Source organism: Aggregatilinea sp., assembly GCF_036822615.1.
Lineage (GTDB): Bacteria > Chloroflexota > Anaerolineae > Aggregatilineales > Aggregatilineaceae > Aggregatilinea.
Genome location: NZ_DAISHJ010000006.1, coordinates 15,868 through 34,173, shown reverse-complemented (window position 1 = coordinate 34,173; position 18,306 = coordinate 15,868). Strand labels below are relative to the sequence as shown.

Below are 18,306 nucleotides of genomic sequence, written 5' to 3'. Positions count from 1 at the left end.
AATCTCATACGTTAAGTATATTTTACATCGCTGATAGAGCATGGTAAGGGCTATGAACCGGTACGAACAGCGAAAAGCAGCCACGCACCAACGGCTGATCGCGGCGGCACGCGAACTGATCGGCGCGCAGGGCTATGAGAACGTCGATATCCTCGACATCACCGAGCGGGCCAACCTCAGCAAAGCAACCTTCTACCAGCATTTTCCCAACAAGGAGGCGTGCGTACGCGCCCTGATCCTGCAAGGATTCGAGGCGCTGACACAGCAGATCTTCGACAGCGAACGGACTACCCCGAACCGGTGGGAATGGGCGCGCGACAGTTTTTACAAGCTATTTGCGTGGGCCGACGAGAACCGGCGCTTCGTGCTGATCATGGTGGGCGGGCACGCGTCCAGTGAGTTGAATTCGTTCGGGCGCGCCTACATGGCCCAGATTTCGCAGCGCATTATCTCGGAGCGGATGCCATGGTTCCGGGAACTGTATGCGCCCGAACTCGCCGCCCAGTTTATCACCGGGGCGACGATTCAGATGTTGGGCTGGTGGCTGGAAGCCGAGACGCCGTATTCGGCCAACGACATGGCGCTGCTGCTGACGGAGTTGTTTAAACGCGCGTTTGGCATGAAATCCGATGGCGCGGAAGCGGGTATGGAAGCATCACTATCGTAAGTGTGGAGGCACAGGCATGTTCTTCGAAAAAATAGGGCATTTTGCCACGCGTTACCGTAGCCCAATCTTGTTGGTGTGGATCGTGACGGCCATCGTTGTAACGGTGGTGTCTCCGAACATCGACAAGGTTGCCAGCTCGAACATGAGCGACTTTCTGCCCGACGAGGCGCCTTTCATTCACGCCAGCGACGTGATCAACGACACGTTTGGCAAAGGGCTGACCAGCGGCAGCACGGTCATCGTCATCGATGCACGCGAAGCAGGCGGCATTCGCAGCGACGAAACCTGGACATTTCTGGAGGACTTCAAGCAGTGGCTGACCAGCGACGAAGCCCCGGACACGATCGCGCGCGCGGTGTCTCCGACGGATTCGGAAGCTCTGGCGAACATGATGATCTCGAAGGATGGCGGCGTCGGACTGATGCGCATCGCCCTGACGACTAGCGGGACCGAAAAAGCCACCGGGGAGACGCTGGATACGATCGAGGCGTGGATGCAGGATAACCTGCCTCCAGGTGTGGAAGCCTACCAGACAGGCGATTCCCCCATCGTCAACAACACCACCGAATCGGTGAAGACCAGCGTGGACCGCACGATCTGGGTCACGGTTATCCTGGTGATCGTGATGCTGCTGATCGTGTACCGCTCGCCTGTCAGCCCGTTCATCCCGCTGGTGTCGGTGACGCTGGCGTACCTCATCACGCGCGGCATCGTGGCGTGGCTGGGCGATACGGTCATGACCATCACCTCCTACGCGAACGTGATGATGGTCGTGGTGATGTACGGCGCGGGCACGGACTACTGCCTGTTCCTGATCAGCCGCTTCCGCGAGGAAATGGCCGATCATCCCACGATCGACAAGGCCACTTCGCACACCGTGCATCTCGTTGGCGAAACGATCAGCAGCAGCGCGGGCACGATCTTCGTGGGCTTCATGGCGATGACCTTCGCCAAGATGGGCATTTTTAAGACCAGCGGCCCCGCCCTGGCGATTGGCATCGTGCTGTCGCTGCTGGCCGGTCTGACGCTCGTCCCGGCGCTGCTGTCTACGCTGGGGCAGAAGGCATTCTGGCCGGGTGAAGCCACCCATCGCAGCCCGGGCCGCCTGTACGAATTCACCTCCAAGCAGGTCAGCAGCCGTCCGCTGCTCACGATCGTTCTGATCGTGGTGCTCATGCTGCCGTTTTCGATTTACGGCGTCAGCCAGCGCGTGAATTACAACATGCTGGATGACCTACCCAAAGACCAGCCCGCCGTACGCGGTTTCGCCATCATGAACGAGACGATGGGCAGCGGCGAGATTCTGCCGATGACGGTTGTGGTGACCGGGCGCGATCCGAACGAAATCGCCGTTGATATGGTGCACCTGAGCAACGATCTGGTCGCGCTCGACGGCGTGAAGTATGTCCGCAGCCTGAACGATCCGTTGGGCGAGGAAGGCGAACTGACCAACCTGCTGCGCGTGGACGTGCAGCTCCGTCTGGCGATGCAGATGTTCTCGCAGACGGGCACGGGCGGCGATGGCGCGTCGATGGATATGCAGCAGCTTGGCGGCATGCTCGAAAGCCTGCGCAGCTACTTCGATTTGCTGGCGCAAGATTTCCCCGAAGTGGCCGACGACCCGAATCTGGCGACGATCCAGGATCTGCTCGGCAATCCGATGCGCCTGATCCAGGGGCGCGACGAGTTGGCTACCGCGATTGAGGGCCTTGCCGCGCGTTTCGAGACGATCGACGACGCCTACGTGCTGCCGACCATGTTCATCGACCTGCTCGGCCAGATGCCCGCCGACCAACAGGGCGGTAACGTGGCGATGCTCGGCCAGCTTCTGCCGAACTACATCACCGACGATCACACGGCTTATAAGCTGGAAGTGATCCTCGATGTGCCGCCCACCAGCTATGAGGCGATGGACACGGTGCACGCCATCCGCGACGTGTTGGACGAATATAAGGACGGCGGCGAGGCGGTCGTAGGCGGCAGCACGGCGACCGTCACGGATATCAAGGACGTGATGGACGGCGACCTGCTGCGCGCGATTGGGTTGGTGCTGTTGGGCATCTTCCTGGTGCTGCTGGTCATGCTGCGCAGCGCCGTCGCCCCGCTGTACCTGATCGGCACGGTGCTGCTGAGCTTCACCTTTACGCTGGGCGTCACCAACCTGATCTTCAAGTCGATCGACAACGCCGCCGGGCTGACGTGGTACGTGCCGTTCTTCACCTTCGTGTTCCTGGTGGCGCTGGGCGTGGACTACAGCATCTTCCTGTTCGGGCGCATCAAGGAAGAAGTGGGCTACCACGGCATCCGCGAGGGCGTGCACGTCGCGGTGGCCCGCACGGGCGCGATCATCACCTCGGCGGGCATGATCCTGGCGGGCACGTTCGGTGCGATGATCAGCGGCGAGATTCGCGGACTGGTCGAAGTCGGGTTCGCGGTGGCGTTCGGCGTGCTGATCGATACGTTCGTCGTGCGCACGATCCTCGACCCCGCGCTGGCGACCCTGTTCGGGCACTGGACGTGGTGGCCGGGCGGCGTGCCCAAGCCCAGGACGCAACGACCGTCACAGTCCGTCGCGTCCGGCGAAGCCGCTGACTGATCTGATATTTCACGAGCAGGCGCAGGGTTTTTTCACCCTGCGCTTGCTGATTCTTCATCAATTTCTAACGTATTGTTACCGCAGCCCATATAAATTAAGTAAATAGCACTGTATAATAAATCTATAATTTGCTCCCTGGTCCCGAATAGAAACCTATGTGGCCTGGGACTATCATGAGGATCAATGCTTGAGCACCCTGGCAAATAAATATCCTAATGCTCGTCGATTGGACATCTCATACTCCCTGGAAAGCGAAGAAGCTCTGCTGGAGGCCCTCAGCCCTTATTTCCAGTGGGAGCTGGGAGAAATCGACGCAGGGGGCACAGATATCGTAATTTTCCGTAAGAGCGATCCCGGGACGACGTCCATTTCCGAGATCATGCTGCTTGAGGACCGCGAAGCAGTGACATGGCTGCGCTTCCGTAAAACTGCTGCGGCGATGTAGCTTCGAACGGATGTCATCGGTTGATAGTGAGGCCATCATAAGGGTTGATGGCCTTTTTTATGGACTTTAATAAAGCAGTGAAAGGATCGAAGCGAATGCCAGATCAGTTTAAAGCACTGTTGGTGACCCTGGTGGATGGCGAGGCCCAAGTAGATTTTGCGGAGTTGGACGACGAGGCGCTGCCGCCGGGCGACGTGCTGGTCAAAGTCGCTTATTCGAGCCTGAACTATAAAGATGGACTGGCTGTTACGGGGAAAGGCAAGATCATCCGCGCCTTCCCGATGGTCCCCGGCGTGGATCTGGTCGGTACGGTCGAGGAGTCGGAGTCGCCGGAATTCCGACCGGGCCAGTGGGTCGTCGCGGTGGGCGCCGGGTTGGGCGAGCGGCATTGGGGCGGTTACAGCGAATACGCGCGCCTCAGCGCCGACTGGCTCGATCCGCTGCCGGAGGGCCTGACGCCGCGCCGCGCGATGGGCATCGGCACGGCGGGCGTGGCGGCCATGATGGCCGCCGTGACCCTCGACGACCACTGGGTCGATCCCGTGCAGGGTCCGGTGGTGGTGACCGGCGCGTCGGGCGGCGTGGGCAGCATGGCGGTGGCGATCCTGGCACAGCGCGGATTCACCGTCACGGCATCGACGGGCCGCGCAGCGCTGGCCGACTACCTCACCTCGTTGGGGGCCAGCCAGGTGATCGACCGGGCCGAATTCGACCGCGAGACGAAGCCGCTCGAAACCGGGCGTTGGGCGGGCGGCGTGGATAATGTCGGCGGGAAGACGCTGGCGACGGTGCTGGCGACGACGCTGCCCGGCGGCACGATTGCGTCGGTGGGGTTGGCGGGCAGCGCGGCCCTGCACACGACCGTGCACCCGTTCATTCTGCGCGGTGTGACGCTGGCGGGCGTGGATACGGTGAACGTGTCCCAGGCGCGCCGCCGCGCGATCTGGCAGCGGCTGGCCGAAGAACTGCCCAATGAGCTGATCGATCGCATGATGCGCGTCGAACCGTTGGAGAACATTTTCGCGCTCAGCGAGCAGATCGTTTCCGGCCAGATCCGGGGCCGCGTGGTGATTCAGGTCGCCGGTGAGTGAGCGCCCTCCATATGCGCTGCGTAAAAAAGCTTGCCGCCCGGCGCGGTAATGCATGACAATCAAACTGGGTTTTGTAGCACGCAAGGAGACAGTTTCTCATGAATTACCGGCGTTTGGGCCGTGCGGGCCTGAAGGTAAGCGAACTGAGCCTGGGCGGGTGGATCACCTTCGGCGGCAGCGTCACCGACACTCAGCTTGCCCGCGACATCATCACGACAGCGTACGACAGCGGCATCAACTTCTTCGACATCGCGGATGTTTACGCCAGAGGCGAATCCGAAAAGCTAATGGGGTCGGTCCTCAAGGACTTCCCGCGCCATACGCTGGTTATTTCGAGCAAGGTTTTCTGGCCGATGAGCGACGATCCCAACGACCGGGGCCTGTCGCGCAAGCACATCTTGGAAAGCGTCGATAAGTCGCTCCAGCGCATCGGGACCGACTACCTCGACCTCTATTTCTGCCATCGTTACGACGACGAGACGCCAGTCGAAGAAACCGTGCGCGCGATGGACGACCTCATTCACCAGGGCAAGATCCTGTATTGGGGCACGAGCGAGTGGACCGGCGCGCAGATTCAGGAAGCGGTGGACATTTGCGAGAAGTACAACCTCTATAAGCCGCAGGTCGAGCAGCCGCAGTACAACATTCTGCACCGCGCCCGCATCGAAAACGAGATCCTGCCCGTCACCGAGCCGAACGGCATCGGGCTGGTGGTGTGGAGTCCGCTGGCGAGCGGCGTGCTGACCGGAAAGTACGACGACGGCGTGCCGGAAGGCAGCCGCATTGCAAACGAAGCGTGGCTGCGGCGGACGCACCTGCGCGACAACCCGATCGAAGCGGTGCGCAAGCTCAAGCCCATCGCGGACGACCTGGGTGTGACGCGCGCGCAGTTGGCGATCGCGTGGACGCTGCGCCAGCCGGGTGTCAGCAGCGCGATCACCGGGGCGACGAAGGTCAGCCAGCTCGACGACACGCTGGCGGCGCTCAAGATCACGCTCGACGATGAGACGCTGCGCCGCATTGACGAGACCATCGGCGGCGTGGAGATCGACTAGCAGACGGTCTTCGACCCAGGGACCAGCCTGTCCCTGTGGGTTGACATTGAGAGGCGAATCGCTGTGATGCGGTCCGCCTTTTTATGTGGCAGGAATTTATTCCCCGTCGCCGGGAAGCCGCGTGAACTTGCCCCACTGGCGGTGGTAGTACAGCAGCGGCTCGCCCGGCGCGCGCAGCGCCTCGCCGTGCAACACCTCGCCCACGAAGATCGTGTGGTCGCCGCCGGGATAGGCGTAGCGGATCTCGCAGTCCAGCCAGCCCAGCACGCCGGGCAGGATCGGGCTGCCGGTGACGGCTGTGCGCCAGTTGATGCCCGCGAAACGGTCCGTAACGCCGGGGATCATGCCCGCGAAGCGCAGCCCCCACTCGATCCGGTCCGTGCCGAGGAGATTGACCGCAAAGACGCCGCTCTGCTCCAGGCAGGTGCGCGTTTCCAGCTCATTGCCGATGGACACCAGCACCAGGGGCGGGGTCAGGCTGACGCTGGTGAACGAGCTGACGGTCAGCCCGTGCACCTCGCTGCCGCACGTCGTCGTGACGACCGTTACCCCGCTGGCCCACTGGGCCATGATGTCCTTGTACTGTTCCGCGCTCCACTCCATGCAGTGCTCCTCACTTGACGGTGTTCAGGAACCGGTTTGATCGTAAATAATTGGGGGCCAAAGTACAAGGGCCAACCGGAGGAGCGCCGGACGGGGGCGGTGCAACGCCGCCCCTGCGTCCAACGCGTCGCTGTGTACTACACGCCCTGCCGGGTTATTCCCCGCCTGCCGGGCTGAGCGTCCAGAGCGCCGCCGTGCTCGCCTCGACCGCTGCCGGGCTGAAGGCGTGCGCGTGCGACTCGCCCACGGCCCACAGCGGCATCTGGTCGGCATAGTGCGGGCTGGACGGGTTACCGCTCTGGCCCGTGGTATGCACCGTGCGCGACCGGTCGAAATCGCTGAAATCGAGGATCATGCGCATGCTCGGCAGGTGATTGACCTCGAACGAACCGTATCCCACGTCCCACCCGGTCGCGTTGATGATTTCTCCGCCGCCGCTGGTTTCCGTCTCGCGGTTGAACAGGTTGAAGATTAGCGGCAGCATCTGGTCCAGGGCGGGATCGAGTCCTTCGGGGATCTGGCCCAGCGGCACGGCCTGGAAGGGAGCGACGTGCAGCACGCCCCACCGCCACGCCTCACGATCCGGGCCGTAGTGGGCCTCCATCCAGTCCAGGGCATCGCCCATCGCCTGCGCCATCAGCACGGCGGGATCGCTGGTGCCCAGATCGGCGTTCGCCCAGATGGGGTGCTCGGGATGATCGACCATCAGCGACAGCCGGTACATGCTGAACGAGTCTTCGTAGAAGGGCAGCTCGTCGAAGACCAGCGGCAGGAAGCGGTCCCAGAAGACGTTGAACAGCGCCGCCTGCGGACTGTCCGCGGCGTTCTGGTAATCCCACCCGGCCAGCCACGCCGCCGCGTCGTTCAGGCGAGCGTCGCCCAGGTCGGCGGCGGCCAGCGCGGGCACGACGATCGCCGCACCGCTGTTGAAGTTATCGAACTGGATCGCGGCAAACGTCTCCGGCGTGTGCAGCGGGATAGCTTCGATCAGCGCCGAGATGCGCGCGGTGCGGTAGCCGTAGGCCCAGTCGAGATTGATCACGGTCGGAAAGTCTTCCGGCGCGAGCACGGCGTTGTTGGCCGTGACGATCACGCCCGCGTCGGGGTTGAACAGGCGCGGGTTGTCCATGGGGTCCACGAAGCCCAGCCAATCGTTCGCGGTGGTGCTCCCATCGACCGGGACCGTGCCGTCGTGCCCTTCGACGCGCAGCGGCACGCGGCCCGACATGATGTAGCCGATGTTGCCGTCCGTGTCGGCATAGACGAAGTTCTGCGCGGCGAGGTCGAAGTCCGCGACGGCGGCCTGGAAGTCGTCCCAGTTGGCGGCTTTGCCCAGCAGCATCAGCGACTCGAAGTTGCGGTTCGGCTCCGCCGCCGCCCAGCGCAGCGCGACCGGATCCGGCGCGCCGAACACGTCATCCACGACCGGGCCAAAGCGCGTCAGGTGGATTTCGATCTCGACCGGGTCCGCGTCCCAGAAGGCGATCGTCTCGGTGATGACGTCCATGTCCAGCCATTCGCCATCGACGCGGTACTGGAGCGGGTTGTCAGGGTTGATGTCCAGCCGGTAGAGGTCCTGCACGTCCGTGCCGACGTTGGTCACGCCCCACCCGATGCGCGCATTGTGCCCGACCACCACGAACGGCGTGCCCGCGAAACTGAAGCCCGAAACGTCATAGGGACAGGCATCGCTGAGCGTGGTGCAGTGCAGGCCGATCTCGTACCAGATCGACGGCATCATGATGCCCAGGTGCGGATCGTTCGCCAGCAGCGGCATGCCGCTTTCGGTCCGCACGCCGCTCACGACCCAGTTGTTCGATCCCAGGCCGACGTCGTGCGCTATCGTGCCGAGCGTTTCCAGGCCGGGCAGCACGCGGGCGGTCGTGATCGGAGCCGTGTCGGGCGCGGCAGGGAAATCATCGGGCATGGTCCAGCCCGGCTCCATGATCAGCGGGTAGGTCTCGTAATCGTAGCCGGGCGCGAGCGTGGACAGGCCCTCTTGCCCACTCGCCGCGATGACCTGGGCGCGAACCAGCTCGTAGTAGGCGTTGCCGCTCAGCGACAGGGACATGATTTGCAGCCACGTCGCGCTGTTGAGGGGCGTCCACGGCTCGATCTCGGTGACTTCCGGCGCACCTGACGCACGCCGCAGCGTGTTGAGGAACTGGTATTCGATGGCCGCCTCGACCGGCTTTTTGCCTGCCAGCCATGCGTTCACACCGTCCGCATAGGCTTGCAGCAGGTCCAGCACTTCCGGCGAGGCGTGGTCGAGGTCGTTCTGCGCATTGCGCGCCAGTCCTAGCGTGCGCAGGTAGCGGTCCGTGTCGAGCAGCGACGATCCGGCGATCTCCGACAGGCGGCCTTCGCCCTGATGCCGGAACCATTCCATCTGCCACCAGCGGTCAGCGGCGTGCACAAAGCCCTGCGCCATGATCAGGTCGTGGGGCGTGGTGGCGTAAATGTTGGGCACGCCCCAGTCGTCATACCGGATCGTGACTTCACCGTCCAGGCCGGACACGTCGAAGGTTTTTCCGGTCGGAGCCTGGGCGGATGCGGCCAGCGGCGCAAGCAGCAGGGACGCGAGCAGCGGCACTACGAACAATAGTCGTCTGAGCATCCGGTAATCTCCTTAAGCGAGATCGGTTGAGGTGATAGCGGTAGCGCAGGTGGAGTGGCGTCTATATACAGTTTATCGCGGAACCGCGCCGTGTGGCGGGAATTGTTCGCGCGGAGGGCCGGTTACTGGCGCTGCCGTCCGATTTGTCTCTTTTGCCGTGGCCGGTTCCGAACGAATGAGCTAAGCTCGGCGGTTCGACGTAGTGGCTAGATAGTCTGCACAGTCCGCCGCACAGCGTGGCGATTTGCGGCGCAAGGAGACCTTCAGATGCTGTCCAACCAGGCCCAGTTTTTCGCGGGCGTCAGAGCGCAGCTTCCGATCCTGTTGGGCACAATGCCGTTTGGGCTGATCTACGGCGTACTGGCGATGGAAGCCGGGCTGCCGGTCAGCGTGGCGCTGGGCATGTCGATCATCGTTTTCGCGGGATCGTCGCAGTTCATCGCGGCGCAGTTGTTCGCAGAAGGCGCGGCGGGCCTGATCATCATCCTTACCACGTTTGTGGTCAACCTGCGCCATGCGCTTTACAGCGCGTCGCTGGCGCCCTATGTGCGGCATCTCAAACCGGCCTGGAAGTGGGTGCTGGCGTTCCTGCTGACGGACGAGGCCTACGCGGTCTCCATCACGCACTACCGCACCACCACGCCGGAAGCGGTGCGCGGCAGCAACGATCACTGGTATTACCTGGGCGCGGGCCTGACGCTGTGGAGCACGTGGCAGCTCAGCACGGCGGTGGGCGTTTTCGTCGGCGCGCAGGTTCCCGACAGCTGGTCGCTCGATTTTACGCTGGCGCTGACGTTCATCGCGCTGGTAATGCCCACGCTCACCGATCGTCCGGCGGTGCTGGCCGCGCTGGTTGTGGGCGCGGACGGCCTGCCGTACAATCTGGGCCTGATCGCAGCGGTGTTCGCGGGCATCGCGGCGGCGCTGGCGGCGGAGACGTTGGGGCACGCGCAGCAGGCGGTTACGGTGGGGGCAATTCATGACCTGCCGCTGCAAGACCCCAGGCTGCCGGATCTGAACGAGGGCGAGGACTGACATGGACATGCCGACGCTGTGGATCATCATCGCCGGAATGACACTCGTGACGTTCATCCCGCGCCTGTCGGTGATCGGATTGATGAACCGCGAGATGCCGCCGACCGTGGCGCGCGCGCTGCGCTACGTGCCGCCTGCCGCGTTGAGCGCGATCATCTTCCCCGCGCTGTTCATGCAGGACGACGCGCTCGCGCTGTCGCCGGGCAACGAGCGCCTGCTGGCCGGGATCGTCGCGGCGCTGGTGGCGTGGCGCAGCAAAAACACGCTGCTGACGATCGCGGTGGGCATGGTCCTGCTGTGGATCTTGCAGGCGGTGTAGGACATTAGCGCGTATCGATCCAGGCTTGCAGCGCTGCGCGCGAATCGGGCAAGCCGTGCAGCACCGAGAAAACATTGGTGGGGATCTGCCACACCACGTCAGCATCCACGATCGCCTGCAAGATGGATGTCGTGGAACGGGGGGATCGTGCCCTGCGAGGTGCGTAGAAAATCCCCAACCCGTCTTCCTGATGGCTGAGGGAAAAGTACGTACTGAGGAGATCTTCTCCCTTTGTCAGCAGCGCGAACACGATCATGTGCGCCTGTTGGGGCGTGAGCGCTGGCGACTGGAGCGCCGCAGCGAATGCATCAGGATAGTGGCGGGCCAATGTTTGAAGCAGGTCGTAATATCCCCGCTGGCCTTGTTGGAGGGAGCGGAACGACTGGAATAAATCGTCGAATGGCGGCTGTGGAATGTTGGCGAAACCGACCGCCAGCGACAGTTTAGCCGCTGCCGTGCGAACCTCAATCGAGGGCGAGGTTTCAGTAAAGGTTTGGATGAGAGGCCCGCTCATTAGCATTAGCATCATGTGGGCATAATCAGCGGTCTGGTAGAGGTCTTGCAGATAGCCCAGCAGCGCCGCCTGAATGCGCTCGTCCGGTTCGCGTTGTAAGCGCCTGATGAGCGCCGGAAATGTATGCTCGGCCTGATCGGGTAACCGGCTCAAGAGACGTCCGCTGTACAGTCGCACACGGTGATCGGCCTCGTCAAGCAGCGGAATGAAGATCGAGACACCTGCTGCAACCGCATCGTAGCAGCTCAATTGGAGGCGCATTCGTTCGACGAGGCCCTGCCGGGGAAGCGCGCGATCTGGTTTGCGTACCAGATGTTCCGCGACTGCCTCCAGATAATCTAGAATCTCCGGTTTGTCAGGCGTCTGGGGAAAGCCAAGCAGTTCAAGAAGAAAAGGGACGAGGTAGGGAGTCTGGCTGTCGATTTCACCAAAATCTTGCTGGCTGCCGAAAAGTCGATCACGGGCCTGGGATCTCGCGCCAGGACCTTGAGAAATGAGCGCTCTGATCAGGTCCGGCGTGCGGCGCTCGCTGTTATCCCAGGCGGTCCAATCGACGCTCTCTAGTCCTTCGAGCATGTGAATGACCTTTCGTAGATTGGATTTATTGTAACGTAGCTGCTTGGCGCGGGTAAGGTGTGCTGTAAATGCGCAATTGCACAAGTTGCGTATATTCAAGTGGACCGATCCGCATCCCGCCTTTATAATCGCACAGTGTCCGGTAGGACAGGCAAACGCATAACCAACACGTAGGGAGTGGCATGTCTGCCGAATTTATCGCCCGAACGTTCGACAAGATCGACCATCGCAGCCCGATCCGGTTTGTGTGGTCGCATATCCGCCAGCACCCAGTCGTCGCACTGCTCATGGTCTTCGGCGCGTTCACCAACGCGGCCCTGGCATCGATTGTGTCGGTGTTCATCGGGCGTGCCGTGGATGCGATCAACCTGAACAACGATATGCACTACGTGGGACTGATGGCGCTGGCGATCGTCAGCAGCCAGCTTCTGCGCGGCGGGCTTCAGTTCATCCGCAACTACGCCTCGGAGACGTTCGCGCAGCGCATCGAGCGCGATGTGCGCGACGAGCTGTACGTCAGCCTGCTCGGCAAGAGCATGACCTTCCACGACTTCCAGCCCGTGGGCGAGATCATGGCGCGCGTGACGAACGATGTGCGCGAAATCAACCTGATGATGAATCCCGGCGTGAACCTGATCGTGGGCTCCGGCATGTTCGTGCTGCTGCCGCTGCTGGTGTCCCCGACCATTCACCCCGCCCTGATCCTGACGCCCGGCGCGTTTATCGTGCTGTACCTCGTGCTGCAGTACTTTTACGTGCGCTCGCTGCACGACGTGGCGCAGCACGTGCGATCCAGCTTCGGCGAGATGAATGCCCGACTGGCCGAATCGCTGGACGGGATCGAGGTGGTCAAGGGAACGGCTCAGGAACCCGCCGAGATCGTACGTTTCAACCGGTTGGTGGACGAGGTGCGCGGCTGGTTTGTCGCGCAGGGCGACATCGAAGCGCGCTACGTGACCGTACTGCTGTTGGGTCTGGCCCATGTCGTCGGTTTCGTGCACGCGCTGATCCTGTACCGCTCCGGGGCCATTGAAACGGGCGACATCGTGGCGTTCATGGGCCAGTTGTCGCTGTTCGGCTTCCCGGTGTTTTCGTCGGTCATGTCGTTTACGCGCATGGCGAGCGGGTTGGCGAGCGCGGAACGCATCCTGAACGTGATCAACGTGAAGACCGATCTCGACCAGAACACGCAGGGCCACGACGCCCCGCTGCAAGGCGCGATCCGCTTCGATGATGTGAACTTCGGCTACCTGCCCGGCAAACAGGTGCTGCACGACGTCTTGCTGACGATCGAGCCGGGGCAGACGGTCGCCATCGTGGGGCAGACCGGCTCCGGCAAGAGCACGCTGACCAAGCTGATCAACCGCATCTACGACGCCGAGTCGGGGCGCGTGCTGCTGGACGGGATCGACGTGCGCGACTGGAATCTCGCCGCGCTGCGCTCGCAGATCAGCATCATCGAGCAGGAGATTTTCCTGTTCAGCCGCAGCGTTGCGGATAACATCGCGTTCGGACGGCCCGACGCGACCCGCGAGGAAATCGAGGAGGCGGCGCGCAAGGCCCAGGCGCACGAGTTCATCCAGCATATGCCGCACGGCTACGATACGATCATCGGGCAGCGCGGCGTCACCTTGAGCGGCGGCCAGCGCCAGCGGCTCGCCATCGCGCGCGCCTTTTTGACCGATCCGCGCATCCTGGTGTTGGACGACAGCACCAGCGCCATCGACAGCGCGACCGAAGACCGCATCCAGAAGGCGATCTGGGCGGCGGCGAAGGGCCGCACGACGATCCTGATCACCCACCGCCTGTCGCAGATCCGTTGGGCCGATCACATCATCGTGCTGCGGCGCGGGCGCGTGGTGGCGCAGGGCACGCACGACGACCTGCTGCGCACGTCCGAGCCGTACCAGCGCATCTTCGCCAAACACGATTCGAAATCAACGACCCGCCGCCAGTTTTCGACGGTGAGCAGCCGCTAAGGGGATCGGGCGATTATGCCTGATCGCCCGGCCCAAAAACTGATCTCGCGTTTATCGATTGCACGGCAACTCAGGACTGGCTTATGGGTATTTTAGGTGGACTAGAGAGCGATTCCTACGACCGGCAGTATGGCGACGGCTACCTGTTCCGGCGGCTGGGAACTTATCTGAGCGACCAGAAACACAACGCGTTTTGGGTCACGACGATGGGCTTCATCGTGTCGGTGGTGCAGGCGCTGATGCCGATCATCATCGCGGCGGGCGTGGACGCGCTCGAACGCGATGCGCCCGACCGCACGCTGGAGCTGCTGGTGCTGGCGCTGCTGGCGGTGAACCTCGCGCAGTACTTCGGCAACTGGATTCGCCGCCGCGCGACGAACCGGCTGGTGGGCAACCTCACTGCGCAGATGCGCAAGGATGCGTTTGCCGCGTCTATCGGGCGCGACATGGCATTTTATGACGAGAACAAGACCGGTAAGATCCTCAGCCGCATCACCAGCGACACGGACGACTTCGGCCAGAACCTGATCATTACCTCCGACATCATCAACCAGGTGTTGCAGATGGTGATCCTGGTGGTGGTGCTGCTCAGCCGCAGTGTGCTGCTGACCGGGATCACGCTGGTGTTCATGCTGCCCGCCGTGGGCGCGGCGCTGGTCCTGCGCCGGATGGCGCGCGGCGTCACCCGCCAGGGATCGCGCGCGATGGCTGCCGTGAACGACAACATTCAGGAAACCGTGACCGGCATCAGCGTCGCCAAGAACTTCCGCCAGGAAGCGATGATCTACGACGAGTTCGTGGGCGTCAACACACAGTCGTACCGCGTGAACCTGCGGCGCGGCATGGTGCTGGCGCTGGTCTTCCCGGTGCTCAACGCGCTGTCGGGGTTGGCGATCGGCGCGGTGGTGTACGCGGGCGGCTACGCTGTCACCGAGGCGGTGATCAGCATCAGCATCTGGTTCCTGTACATTCAGTCCGTGGACCGCTTTTGGTTCCCGGTGATCAACATCGCGTCGTACTGGAGCCAGTTCCAGCAGGCGATGAGCAGCCTGGAACGCATCTTCGCGCTGATCGATGCGGAGAACACTGTGCAGCAGGACGACGACCGCCCCGCCGGGACGCTGCACGGTAAGATCGAGTTCGACGACGTGATCTTCGAGTACAAGTCCGGCGCGCGCGTGCTCGATCACTTCAGCCTGACGATCCAGCCCGGCGAGAGCGTGGCCTTCGTGGGGCATACGGGCGCGGGCAAGAGCACCATCGCCAAACTGATCATGCGCCTGTACGAGTTCCAGGGCGGGCAGATCCGCATGGACGGGCAGGACATTCGCACCTTCGACCTGCACTCCTACCGGGGCCAGTTGGGCTTCGTGCCGCAGGGACCGTTCTTGTTCAGCGGCACGATTATGGATAACATTCGCTACGGCAAGCCGGACGCGACCGACGCCGAAGTGGAAGAGGTCGCGCACAGCATCGGCAACGGCGAGTGGCTCGAAACGCTGCCGGAGGGCCTGCACAGCGATGTGGGCGAGCGCGGCGCGCGCCTGAGCATCGGCCAGCGCCAGCTTGTGAGCCTGCTGCGCGTGCTGATCGAAAAGCCGCCTGTGTTCATTCTCGACGAAGCCACGGCCAGCATCGACCAGTTCACCGAGGCACAGATCCAGGAAGCGCTCGATTTGATCCTCTCGCGCTCGACCTCGATCCTGATCGCGCACCGCCTGAGCACCGTGCGCAGCGTGGACCGGATCATCGTGCTGCGCGACGGGGCGATCATCGAACAGGGCAGCCACGACGAACTCATGGAGCAGGGCGGCCACTATGCCGAACTGTACAACACCTACTTCCGCCACCAATCGCTCGATTACGTGGAGAATGCGCGTGAACTGCTTGAAGAATCCGCGGCGGACTGATGATGACCGCTGAGCTTATTGAGTCGCACGATCTTGAGATCCTGATCCCGCTCCTGCACGATGCGGAAGAAGGCGACGACCGCATCGTGCGGGCCATCGAGGATCCCGGCTGCGCGGCCTATCTCGCGCTCGACGGCGCGGAGCCGGTCGGGGCGGCAGTGGTGCGCTGGGCGCAGGACGAAAGCGAACTCCTGTACATCGCGGTGCGGGCGCAGGTTCGGGGCCGGGGATACGGCAAAGCGATGGTGCGGGATGTGCTCGAAGAAGCGCGGCGGCGCGGCGTGCGCGCCGTCCTCGTCGGCACGGCGAATACCGGTCTCGACAACATCATGTTTTACCAGAAGTGCGGCTTCCGCATGGATGCCGTGCGCAAAGATTTTTTCGATTATTTCCCCGAACCGCTGTATGACAACGGCATCCAGATGCGCGATATGCTCGTGCTGCGGTACGAGTTTGAGGCGTCTTCTCCACGGAACTGACTTTTCATTCCGCCCTATGACGTGATATACTCCCTCTATTGCTAGAACATAAGTTCGTCCCTTCTGGTGGTTTTTTCCACCGTGCGAGGAGCCTGTCATGTCCCCCGATCCTGCACTGCGCATCTCCAAAGCAACTCAGCGCCGCTTTATTTTAGGCAAGCAGGGGTTGTATCCGGCCCGGCGGTGGGCCAGCAGCCCGGCGAGGGTTGCGGAGGCGGTGCGCGCGGGCTGCGTGGTGCAGATCGATCCGCTCAACGTGGTGGCGCGCAGCCACGACATCACGCTGTACGGGCGGCTGTACGGCTATCGCCCCGATCATCTATTGGGCGCGCTGTACAAGGAGCGCGCGCTGTTCGATTATGGCGGCACGGTCGTCATTCACCCGATGGAGGAACTGCCCTACTACCGGGTGATCATGGCGCGCAAAGCCGCCGAACACCGCTGGCGGGTCTTCGAGCAGGAGCATCCCGGCGTGTCGGCGCAGGTATTGGACGAAGTGACGCAGCGCGGGCCGCTGAGCACGCGCGATTTCAAGAGCGAGACGCCGCACTTCAGCACGTACCGCTCCGGCAAGGTGACGGGCATCGCGCTTTACCGCCTGTGGCTGGCCGGGGAGCTGATGACGCACAGCCGCCGGGGCTTCGATCGCGTGTTCGACCTGCGCGAACGGATCGCGCCGCCGGAACACGATCGGGTCGCCAGCGTCGAGGAGGCGGAAGCCTACTTCGAGCTGGAGCCGTTCAGGATCCTGAATCTGCTCACCGCGCGAAGCTGGCGGCGATTTTTCGCGGGGACCATCGAGCGCAAAGTGGACGCGGCGGAAGGCACAGCGCGCTTCCAGGCGTTGGTCGCGGCAGGCGCGATCGTGCCGGTGGCGCTGGAACACGACGGAAAAGAACTACATTATGTGCTGGCCGAGGATCTGCCGCTGCTGGAAGCGCTGCATGCGGGTTCTTTGCCAGACGCGTGGCAACCGCTCGACGGCGCGCAGGACGAGATAGTCCTGCTCGCGCCGCTGGAAATCGTCAGCGCGCGGGGCCGGGCCAGGCCGCTGTTCGACTTCGAATACCTGTGGGAAGTTTATAAACCGCAGGAGCAGCGGCGCTGGGGTTACTATACGCTGCCGATCCTCCACCACGACCGACTGGTTGCGCGGCTCGATCCAAAGCTGGACCGCACCACGGGCACGCTGCTGATCAAAGGCTTCTGGCTGGAAGATGGCGTAACCGTCGATGGCGCGTTCCTCGACGCGCTGGCGCGCGGGCTGCGACGCTTTATGGACTTCGCGGGCGCACAGACCATCGACCTGTACGCGGTGGACGACACTGCCGTGCGCGACGGCCTGCGTGAACGGATCGGACCGGGTTCCTGAGCAGAAACCTCCTCGATTTTGCGGGCAGCAAAAGAAGAAGACCCGCGAGTGTGCCGCTCGCGGGTCTTGTCGTCATTCGGGCGTCTGGGATGCTAGCGGCTGAGGTAGTCCAAAATGATGTGGTTGAATTCCTCCGTCGCTTCCCACATGGCGAAGTGGCCCACACCGCCCATCAGCACGAGGTCTGCGTCGGGGATCAGCGTCGCCATTTCCAGATCGTGTGAGGGATAGATCGCTTCCTCCTGAATGCCGTCGAGGATCAGCGTCGGCACCGTGATGCCCATCATCTGCTCGACGCTGTAGTTCGGTTCCGTGGCCCACATGTTGCCGATGTTTTCGAGGAACGCATCGAAGTTATCAGGATTGGGCGAGAGGCGCACGTAATCTTCCGCCGCCATTTCGATGTATTCGTTGAAGCGCTCGCTCGTATCGATGTCGTCCTTCACGCCGGACGGGTTGTAGTTCGCGCCGTAGGCGATCAGCTTCAGCAGGCGTTCGGGATGGTTGATGGCGATGTCGAGGCCGATGATGCCGCCGTCGCTCCATCCCACAAGGTTCACCGCGTCGATTTCCAGATAATCCAGCAGCGCCAGCACGTCCGAGGCCATCAGCGCGTAACCGATCTGCTGGTCCGACATGGTGGATCGCCCGTGACCCCGGCTGTCCATCGTGATCACGTAGTAGTTTTCGGAGAAGGCGGGGATCTGGTTCACGAAATAATCCGCGTTGCCCAATCCGCCGTGCAGCAGCAGGAGCGGTTCGTTGGCCGGATCGCCGTAGGTGGCGTAATACACTTCGATGTCGTTGACGGGGGCCATGCCCGATTGGGTCGCGGGCGGCAGGGCCGGCTCGTCACCCTGGGCCAGGGCCGGAACGGTGAACGAAAACGTCAGGCAGAGTGTGAGCAGCCCGGCAAGAACGGGTTTTAAAACGGTTCGGTGCATCATGGGGAGTAACTCCTTTATAAATCTGATAGGGCCAAAGTGACCTAAAAAACAGTATAGGCTTAAAGAGTCGCCGTGTCGGTGGGGAAAATAACCAAGAGTTC

15 protein-coding genes are annotated in these 18,306 nt (G+C 62.6%); 11 read left to right on the top strand and 4 right to left on the bottom strand.

Going from position 1 to position 18,306, the window contains the following annotated elements; all coding sequences use genetic code 11:
- Nucleotides 1-52: 52 nt before the first annotated feature.
- The 5 genes from V7116_RS03580 to V7116_RS03560 all read left to right on the top strand — a co-directional run bounded on the left by V7116_RS03580 (nt 53) and on the right by V7116_RS03560 (nt 5,854).
- Nucleotides 53-667 (top strand): TetR/AcrR family transcriptional regulator, encoded by a 615-nt coding sequence (locus tag V7116_RS03580; protein WP_324390513.1) that lies wholly within the window; start codon nt 53-55, stop codon nt 665-667.
- A 16-nt stretch (nt 668-683) separates the two neighbouring features.
- Nucleotides 684-3,263, top strand: coding sequence for an MMPL family transporter (locus V7116_RS03575; RefSeq protein WP_324390511.1), 2,580 nt, complete (start codon nt 684-686; stop codon nt 3,261-3,263).
- Nucleotides 3,264-3,450: 187 nt separating this feature from the next.
- Nucleotides 3,451-3,708: a hypothetical protein gene (locus V7116_RS03570; protein ID WP_324390509.1), complete on the top strand. Its 258-nt coding sequence runs from the start codon at nt 3,451-3,453 to the stop codon at nt 3,706-3,708.
- 95 nt (nt 3,709-3,803) lie between these two features.
- The gene (locus V7116_RS03565) at nt 3,804-4,799 is read left to right on the top strand and encodes an MDR family oxidoreductase (RefSeq protein ID WP_324390507.1); all 996 of its coding nucleotides are present in this window, start codon (nt 3,804-3,806) and stop codon (nt 4,797-4,799) included.
- Nucleotides 4,800-4,897: 98 nt separating this feature from the next.
- Nucleotides 4,898-5,854 (top strand): aldo/keto reductase, encoded by a 957-nt coding sequence (locus tag V7116_RS03560; RefSeq protein ID WP_324390505.1) that lies wholly within the window; start codon nt 4,898-4,900, stop codon nt 5,852-5,854.
- Nucleotides 5,855-5,950: 96 nt separating this feature from the next.
- Here the strand turns inward: V7116_RS03560 and V7116_RS03555 are convergent, their stop codons facing one another.
- Nucleotides 5,951-6,457, bottom strand: a complete 507-nt coding sequence (locus V7116_RS03555; RefSeq protein ID WP_324390503.1) for a flavin reductase family protein — start codon at nt 6,455-6,457, stop codon at nt 5,951-5,953.
- Nucleotides 6,458-6,611: 154 nt separating this feature from the next.
- Complete coding sequence (locus V7116_RS03550; RefSeq protein WP_324390500.1) at nt 6,612-9,074, bottom strand: penicillin acylase family protein; 2,463 nt, start codon at nt 9,072-9,074, stop codon at nt 6,612-6,614.
- Nucleotides 9,075-9,341: 267 nt separating this feature from the next.
- On the opposite strand from V7116_RS03550, the gene V7116_RS03545 reads away from it, so the two are divergent.
- Together V7116_RS03545 and V7116_RS03540 are read left to right on the top strand one after the other, a co-directional pair.
- Nucleotides 9,342-10,109: an AzlC family ABC transporter permease gene (locus V7116_RS03545; RefSeq protein ID WP_324390498.1), complete on the top strand. Its 768-nt coding sequence runs from the start codon at nt 9,342-9,344 to the stop codon at nt 10,107-10,109.
- A 1-nt stretch (nt 10,110) separates the two neighbouring features.
- The gene (locus tag V7116_RS03540; RefSeq protein ID WP_324390496.1) at nt 10,111-10,428 is read left to right on the top strand and encodes an AzlD domain-containing protein; all 318 of its coding nucleotides are present in this window, start codon (nt 10,111-10,113) and stop codon (nt 10,426-10,428) included.
- Nucleotides 10,429-10,432: 4 nt separating this feature from the next.
- Here the strand turns inward: V7116_RS03540 and V7116_RS03535 are convergent, their stop codons facing one another.
- A complete protein-coding gene (locus tag V7116_RS03535) occupies nt 10,433-11,518 on the bottom strand; it encodes a hypothetical protein (RefSeq protein ID WP_324390494.1) in 1,086 nt (361 codons plus the stop codon).
- Between the two features lie 182 nt (nt 11,519-11,700).
- On the opposite strand from V7116_RS03535, the gene V7116_RS03530 reads away from it, so the two are divergent.
- From V7116_RS03530 to V7116_RS03515, 4 genes are all read left to right on the top strand, one after another.
- Nucleotides 11,701-13,497, top strand: a complete 1,797-nt coding sequence (locus tag V7116_RS03530; protein ID WP_324390492.1) for an ABC transporter ATP-binding protein — start codon at nt 11,701-11,703, stop codon at nt 13,495-13,497.
- An 83-nt stretch (nt 13,498-13,580) separates the two neighbouring features.
- A complete protein-coding gene (locus V7116_RS03525) occupies nt 13,581-15,407 on the top strand; it encodes an ABC transporter ATP-binding protein (protein WP_324390490.1) in 1,827 nt (608 codons plus the stop codon).
- A gap of 2 nt (nt 15,408-15,409) precedes the next feature.
- The gene (locus V7116_RS03520; RefSeq protein WP_324390488.1) at nt 15,410-15,886 is read left to right on the top strand and encodes a GNAT family N-acetyltransferase; all 477 of its coding nucleotides are present in this window, start codon (nt 15,410-15,412) and stop codon (nt 15,884-15,886) included.
- Between the two features lie 97 nt (nt 15,887-15,983).
- A complete protein-coding gene (locus V7116_RS03515; RefSeq protein WP_324390486.1) occupies nt 15,984-17,258 on the top strand; it encodes a winged helix-turn-helix domain-containing protein in 1,275 nt (424 codons plus the stop codon).
- Nucleotides 17,259-17,350: 92 nt separating this feature from the next.
- Here V7116_RS03515 and V7116_RS03510 read toward each other — a convergent pair whose 3' ends face one another.
- Nucleotides 17,351-18,205, bottom strand: coding sequence for an alpha/beta fold hydrolase (locus V7116_RS03510; RefSeq protein WP_324390484.1), 855 nt, complete (start codon nt 18,203-18,205; stop codon nt 17,351-17,353).
- Between the last annotated feature and the right edge of the window lie 101 nt (nt 18,206-18,306).